Source organism: Meiothermus luteus (assembly GCF_003574085.1).
Classification (GTDB): Bacteria; Deinococcota; Deinococci; order Deinococcales; family Thermaceae; genus Meiothermus; species Meiothermus luteus.
The window spans coordinates 1-5,225 of record NZ_QWKZ01000137.1 but is presented as its reverse complement, the minus strand read 5'-3'; the positions used below and the strand labels follow the sequence as shown (position 1 = coordinate 5,225).

Below are 5,225 nucleotides of genomic sequence, written 5' to 3'. Positions count from 1 at the left end.
CGGATTCGCCGCCGCCGCTACATACGTGATCGCCGCCGTCAACGTCGTCTTCCCGTGATCCACGTGCCCAATCGTCCCTACGTTCACGTGTGGCTTCGTACGCTCAAACACGCCCTTGGCCATGACTCTCTCCTCTCTTCAAGATTTGGGCCGCAGGCCCTGCTCAAGGCCCGCGACCCCAGCGGTTTACTGCCCTTTTATCAGCTTCTGCGCGATGTTTTGCGGAACCTGCTCGTAGTGGTCAAAGAACATGGAGAACTGGGCCCGACCCTGGGTCATGGAGCGCATGTCGTTGGCGTAGCCGAACATCTCCGCCAGGGGAACAAAGGCCCGCACCAACCGGGCATTACCCCGCTCCTCCATGCCCTGAATCTGGCCGCGCCGGCTGTTCAGGTCCCCGATGATGGAGCCCAGGAACTCCTCAGGGGTGATGACCTCTACCCGCATGATGGGCTCGAGGATGACCGCACCCCCCTTCTCCATGGCCTCCTTAATGGCCATAGAAGCAGCAATTTTGAAGGCCATCTCGGAGGAGTCCACCTCGTGGTAGCTCCCATCGTAGAGGGTCACCTTGAGGTCCACAATGGGGAAGCCGGTCAAGGGACCGGACTGCATGGCCTCCTCAATACCCTTTTGCACTGCAGGGATATATTCCTTGGGAATGACCCCCCCCACGATGGCGTTGACGAACTCAAAGCCCGCACCCCGGCCCAGGGGCTCGGCCTTGATCTTGACATGACCGTACTGGCCGCGCCCACCGGATTGGCGCACAAACTTGCCCTCCACGTCCACCGGGCGGGAGATGGTCTCCCGGTAGGCCACCTGGGGCTTGCCCACATTGGCGTCCACCTTGAACTCCCGCTTAAGCCGGTCCACGATGATCTCCAGGTGCAACTCGCCCATGCCGGAGATGATGGTCTGACCGGTCTCAGGGTCGGTGGAGACGCGGAAGGTGGGGTCCTCCTCGCCCAGCCGGGCCAACGCAATGCCCAGCTTGTCCTGGTCCGCTTTGGTCTTGGGCTCAATGGCCAGGTCAATCACCGGTTCGGGCACTTCTATAGACTCCAGCACGATGGGCTCATCGCCCTCCCCCACCAGGGTATCGCCGGTGATGGTTTCCTTGAGCCCCACTACCGCCCCCAGTTCACCCGCGCGGAGTTCTTCCACCTCTTCACGGTGGTTGGCGTGCATCTGGAGCAAGCGAGCCACCCGCTCCTTCTTACCTTTGGTGGTGTTTTGCACGTAAGAACCGGAGCGCAAGGTGCCCGAGTAGACGCGGATGAAGGTCAGCCGGCCCACATAGGGGTCGGCCATGATTTTGAAGGCCAAGGCCGCTAGAGGGCCGCTGGGGTCGGCAGGACGCTCCACCACCTCACCGGCATCATTGGTGCCACGAATGGGAGGGATGTCCAATGGCGAGGGCAAGTAGTCCACCACCCCGTCCAAAAGGAGCTGTACGCCCTTGTTCTTGAGCGCCGACCCCAGGAAGACCGGGAATATTTCCATGGCAATGGTGCCCTTGCGGATGGCCCGAACCAGCTCCTCCTCGGTGGGCTTCTCACCCTCCAGGAACTTCATCATGATGTTCTCGTCATAGTCGGCGGCCACCTCCACCAGCTTCTCGTAGTACTCCGCAGCCTGCTCCTTCAGCTCGTCTGGAATTTCCACCTCCCGGATGTCGGTACCCAGGTCGTTGCCATAGGTGTAGGCCTTCTGGCGCAGCACATCCACGATGCCCCGGAAGGTGTCCTCGCGGCCAATGGGAAGCTGCATCACCACCGGCTTAGCCCCCAACCGCTCCTTCATGGAGTTGACCACCAACCACAAATCGGCCCCGGTCTTGTCCATCTTGTTGGCGTAGGCGATGCGGGGCACCCGGTACTTGTCGGCCTGGCGCCAGACCGTCTCGGACTGAGGCTCCACCCCCTGCGAGGCATCGAAAACCGCGATGGCCCCATCCAAAACCCGCATGGAGCGCTCCACCTCAATGGTGAAGTCCACGTGGCCCGGGGTATCAATGATGTTGATGCGGTGCTCCACTCCGGTCTTGGTGTGCTTCCAGTTGGCGGTGGTCACCGCCGCGGTGATGGTAATGCCCCGTTCCCGTTCCTGCTCCATCCAGTCCATCGTGGCCGCACCCTCGTGGACCTCACCGATCTTGTGAATGCGCCCGGTGTAGTAGAGGATGCGCTCGGTGGTGGTGGTCTTCCCGGCATCAATGTGGGCCGCGATGCCGATGTTGCGGAAGAGCTTTAGGTCAAAACCTGTCTTGACGGACATAGCTACCACCGATAATGGGCGTAGGCCCGGTTGGCCTCAGCCATCCGCTCCACGTCTTCTTTTTTCTTCACCGCGCCCCCCTTGCCCTCAGCAGCCTCCATAAGTTCGGCAGCCAGCCGTTGGGCCGCCTCTCGCTCGCTGCGGTTGTTGAAGGCGGTCACAATCCAACGGATGGCCAGCGACTGCTGACGGCGGGGAGGAACCTCTACGGGCACCTGGTAGTTGGCCCCACCCACCCGACGGCTGCGCACCTCTACCCGAGGCCGCACGTTCTCCAGGGCCGCCTTGAAAACCTTTAGGGGCTCCTGGCCGCTTTTGTCCTGGATGATCTGGCAGGCATCCCGGAAGATTTTGGCCGCCAGGTTCTTCTTGCCGTCGCGCATCATTCGGTTGATGAGCGCAGTGACCAAGACATCCCCGTAAAGATGGTCGGGCTCGAGCTGGCGTACTTCGGCTCTTCTCCTACGCGACATACCTCACCTACTTCTTGCCTTTGGCAGCAGCGCCTTTGGCATCGGCCTTGGGCCGCTTGGTGCCGTATTTGGAGCGGCTCTTCTTACGGTCCTTGACCCCTTGGGTATCGTAGATGCCGCGCACGATGTGGTAGCGCACGCCCGGCAGGTCCTTCACACGCCCTCCCCGGATGAGCACTACGGAGTGTTCCTGGAGGTTGTGACCCTCGCCCGGGATATAAGCGGTAACCTCGTAGCCGGAGGTAAGGCGCACCTTGGCCACCTTTCGGAGCGCCGAGTTAGGCTTCTTAGGGGTCACCGTGCGCACCACGGTGCAAACCCCCTTCCGGAAAGGGCTCCCTTTGAGCGCAGGCACCTTGCTCTTCTTGACGACCGGAGTACGGCCTTTTCGGAGGAGTTGGTTGATGGTCGGCAGGGCAATCACATCCTTTCTTCTGAACTAAAAAACCCCACACAGAGGTCGCGGTTGCTGCGCTCGGTGCGGGGTCCCCGTGAAGCGAGGAGGCCGCTGGCCTCCAGATCGCCCCTTGGATTCTCAAGAATCTCCGCGCGCGGGGAGGGCCCGAGAGCGCAACCAACAGGGCCTCAGGGCCGGGGCTGGCCTGAGGCGACGCAACCCTTGCAGTATATACAGGGCTAGCCCCTTAATCAAGGGGGCCTAAAGCCCCATAAAAACCGGCTTTTGGTCAATACCTTCACCCCCGCAGCAGCCAGCGCACATCCCGCACCACCCGCTCGGTTTCGGCAGCCCTACCGCTGCCGTAAATAAGGCGCAGGCTGCCCTTGGGGTCCAGGGCAAAGACGGTGGCGGTGTGGTCCACATTGTACTCGGTGGGTGACTTTACGCCTGATTTCTGGTAGAAAACCCCGTACTTCTTGGCCACCGCTGCGATTTCCTCAGGGCTGCCGGTGAGGCCGATAAAGCTCTTGTCAAAGAAGGTCACGTAGCTGGCCAGTTTCTGCAAGGTATCGCGCTCTGGGTCCACTGTTATAAGCAGCACCTGAACCCGCTGCTGTTCGGCTGGGGTAAGGGCTTTGTAGACCTTGGAGAGCTCGAGCAAGGTGGTCGGACAGACATCAGGGCAGTTCACGAAGCCAAAGAAAATCAGGACCACCTTACCCTCAAAATCGCGCAGGCTCTTGCGGCTCCCGTCGTGGGCGGTCAGGGTAAAGTCAAGGGTGTCCACCGGCCTAGGGTTGAGCAGCCGGGTGCCGTAGGGCTGGTAGGTCTCCTGGGTAAGGAAGTAGAGCCCACCGGCCAGCACCAGCGGAAGGAGCACCAAAAGGGCAATCCAAAGGGTCTTTTTGGGCATTTTACCTCTCCCTTCGGCCAAAGGCCGCCTCCCTTCCCAAGGTAGAGGGAAGCAACGGGTCAAATGTCCCCTCAATCACATTGCACCCACCCCTCCTACCCCGGAATATGGGGGATGTGAGCGAAGGGCAGCCCACCTTCTCTAAGCCGCAGGCCCGCTGGGCCGCTGTCCTGCTGATGGCCCCCTTCTTTTTGCAGATGTTGGGTTTCGGCCAAACCCCCCTAGGCGGTGGGCTATGCGGCGAGCTGTTCGGCAACGACACCCCCCTCGGCCTCCAGGGGGCAGGCTTCTGGTACGCGGTGCTGTTCATGCTCCTGCTGGGGCTTCAGCTTATGTACGGGGGATTCTTGCTGCTGGCCCGGCTGCTCGAGCTGCCCAAAAGCATGGAGCCCGGCCTATACGCCACCGGCGTAGGGCTGGCAGGGCTTCTCACCCTGCTCTTCTTGCTCACCCGCACCACCGGCCTGCCCTACCCGAGCCCCCAGGGCCTGGCCATAGGGGAGACCGCCCCCCTAGACCCCCTGAGCCTAATTCTGGTGGGCAGTTCGCTGGGGGGCGGCCTCTTGCTGCTGGACCTATTCAAAAGACGAGCGGCAGGTTCTTAGGGCTTTTAGTAGGCTAGGGGCATGGAACGCTTGCTGGCAGTAATGCGGCGCCTTCGTGGGCCGGAGGGCTGCCCTTGGGACAGGGCTCAGACCCACCAGAGCCTACGCCCTTATCTGCTCGAGGAGGCCGCCGAGGCGGTGGACGCCATTGGGGAGGGCGACCCTCAGGCCATCGCCGAGGAGCTGGGGGATGTGCTGCTGCAGGTGGCCTTTCACGCGGTTATCGCTGAGGAGGCCGGCACCTTTGACTACCCCCAGGTGGAGGCGCGCATCGTGGACAAGCTCATCCGCCGCCACCCCCACGTCTTTGGGGACGCCCAGGCCGAAACCCCCGAAGCGGTCGCGGCCCGCTGGGAAGCCATCAAGGCCGCTGAGGGCAAGGGCCAAAGCCAGATACCGCGGGCCCTGGGAGCCCTGGCTCGAGCCGCGGCCATTCAGGAAAAGCTGGGAACCCCCCCAGCCCACCCCCAGGAGGTGGTGGAAGCCCTTGCCCAGAACAACCTGGCCGAGGCCCTTTGGCGGATGGTGGCGCTGTGCCGGGGACGGGGCGTGAA

7 protein-coding genes are annotated in these 5,225 nt (G+C 62.2%); 2 read left to right on the top strand and 5 right to left on the bottom strand.

From position 1 onward, the window contains the following. From Mlute_RS13965 to Mlute_RS13945, 5 genes are all read right to left on the bottom strand, one after another. On the bottom strand, positions 1 to 123 hold a 123-nt coding region (locus tag Mlute_RS13965), incomplete at its 3' end, for a GTP-binding protein (protein WP_245958995.1). Positions 124 to 186: 63 nt separating this feature from the next. Then, positions 187 to 2,280 carry an elongation factor G gene (gene fusA / locus Mlute_RS13960; RefSeq protein WP_119361184.1) on the bottom strand — a complete coding sequence of 698 codons (2,094 nt, stop codon included), beginning with the start codon at positions 2,278 to 2,280 and terminating at the stop codon, positions 187 to 189. 2 nt (positions 2,281 to 2,282) lie between these two features. After that, positions 2,283 to 2,753, bottom strand: a complete 471-nt coding sequence (gene rpsG, locus Mlute_RS13955) for a 30S ribosomal protein S7 (protein WP_119361183.1) — start codon at positions 2,751 to 2,753, stop codon at positions 2,283 to 2,285. Positions 2,754 to 2,760: 7 nt separating this feature from the next. Further along, positions 2,761 to 3,177, bottom strand: coding sequence for a 30S ribosomal protein S12 (rpsL, locus tag Mlute_RS13950; RefSeq protein WP_114799802.1), 417 nt, complete (start codon positions 3,175 to 3,177; stop codon positions 2,761 to 2,763). Positions 3,178 to 3,448: 271 nt separating this feature from the next. Then, positions 3,449 to 4,066, bottom strand: coding sequence for an SCO family protein (locus Mlute_RS13945; protein ID WP_119361182.1), 618 nt, complete (start codon positions 4,064 to 4,066; stop codon positions 3,449 to 3,451). Positions 4,067 to 4,242: 176 nt separating this feature from the next. On the opposite strand from Mlute_RS13945, the gene Mlute_RS13940 reads away from it, so the two are divergent. Both Mlute_RS13940 and Mlute_RS13935 read left to right on the top strand, forming a co-directional pair. Further along, the gene (locus Mlute_RS13940) at positions 4,243 to 4,671 is read left to right on the top strand and encodes a hypothetical protein (RefSeq protein WP_245958994.1); all 429 of its coding nucleotides are present in this window, start codon (positions 4,243 to 4,245) and stop codon (positions 4,669 to 4,671) included. A gap of 21 nt (positions 4,672 to 4,692) precedes the next feature. Beyond that, positions 4,693 to 5,225: MazG family protein (locus Mlute_RS13935; protein WP_119361180.1), on the top strand; the 533-nt coding region annotated here is incomplete at its 3' end.

Excerpts from the sequence above, each read along its gene's own strand:
- fusA (WP_119361184.1), bottom strand. The coding sequence starts at position 2,280 with ATGTCCGTCAAGACAGGTTTTGACCTAAAGCTCTTCCGCAACATCGGC.
- rpsG (WP_119361183.1), bottom strand. The coding sequence starts at position 2,753 with ATGTCGCGTAGGAGAAGAGCCGAAGTACGCCAGCTCGAGCCCGACCAT.
- Mlute_RS13945 (WP_119361182.1), bottom strand. The coding sequence starts at position 4,066 with ATGCCCAAAAAGACCCTTTGGATTGCCCTTTTGGTGCTCCTTCCGCTG.
- Mlute_RS13940 (WP_245958994.1), top strand. The coding sequence starts at position 4,243 with ATGGCCCCCTTCTTTTTGCAGATGTTGGGTTTCGGCCAAACCCCCCTA.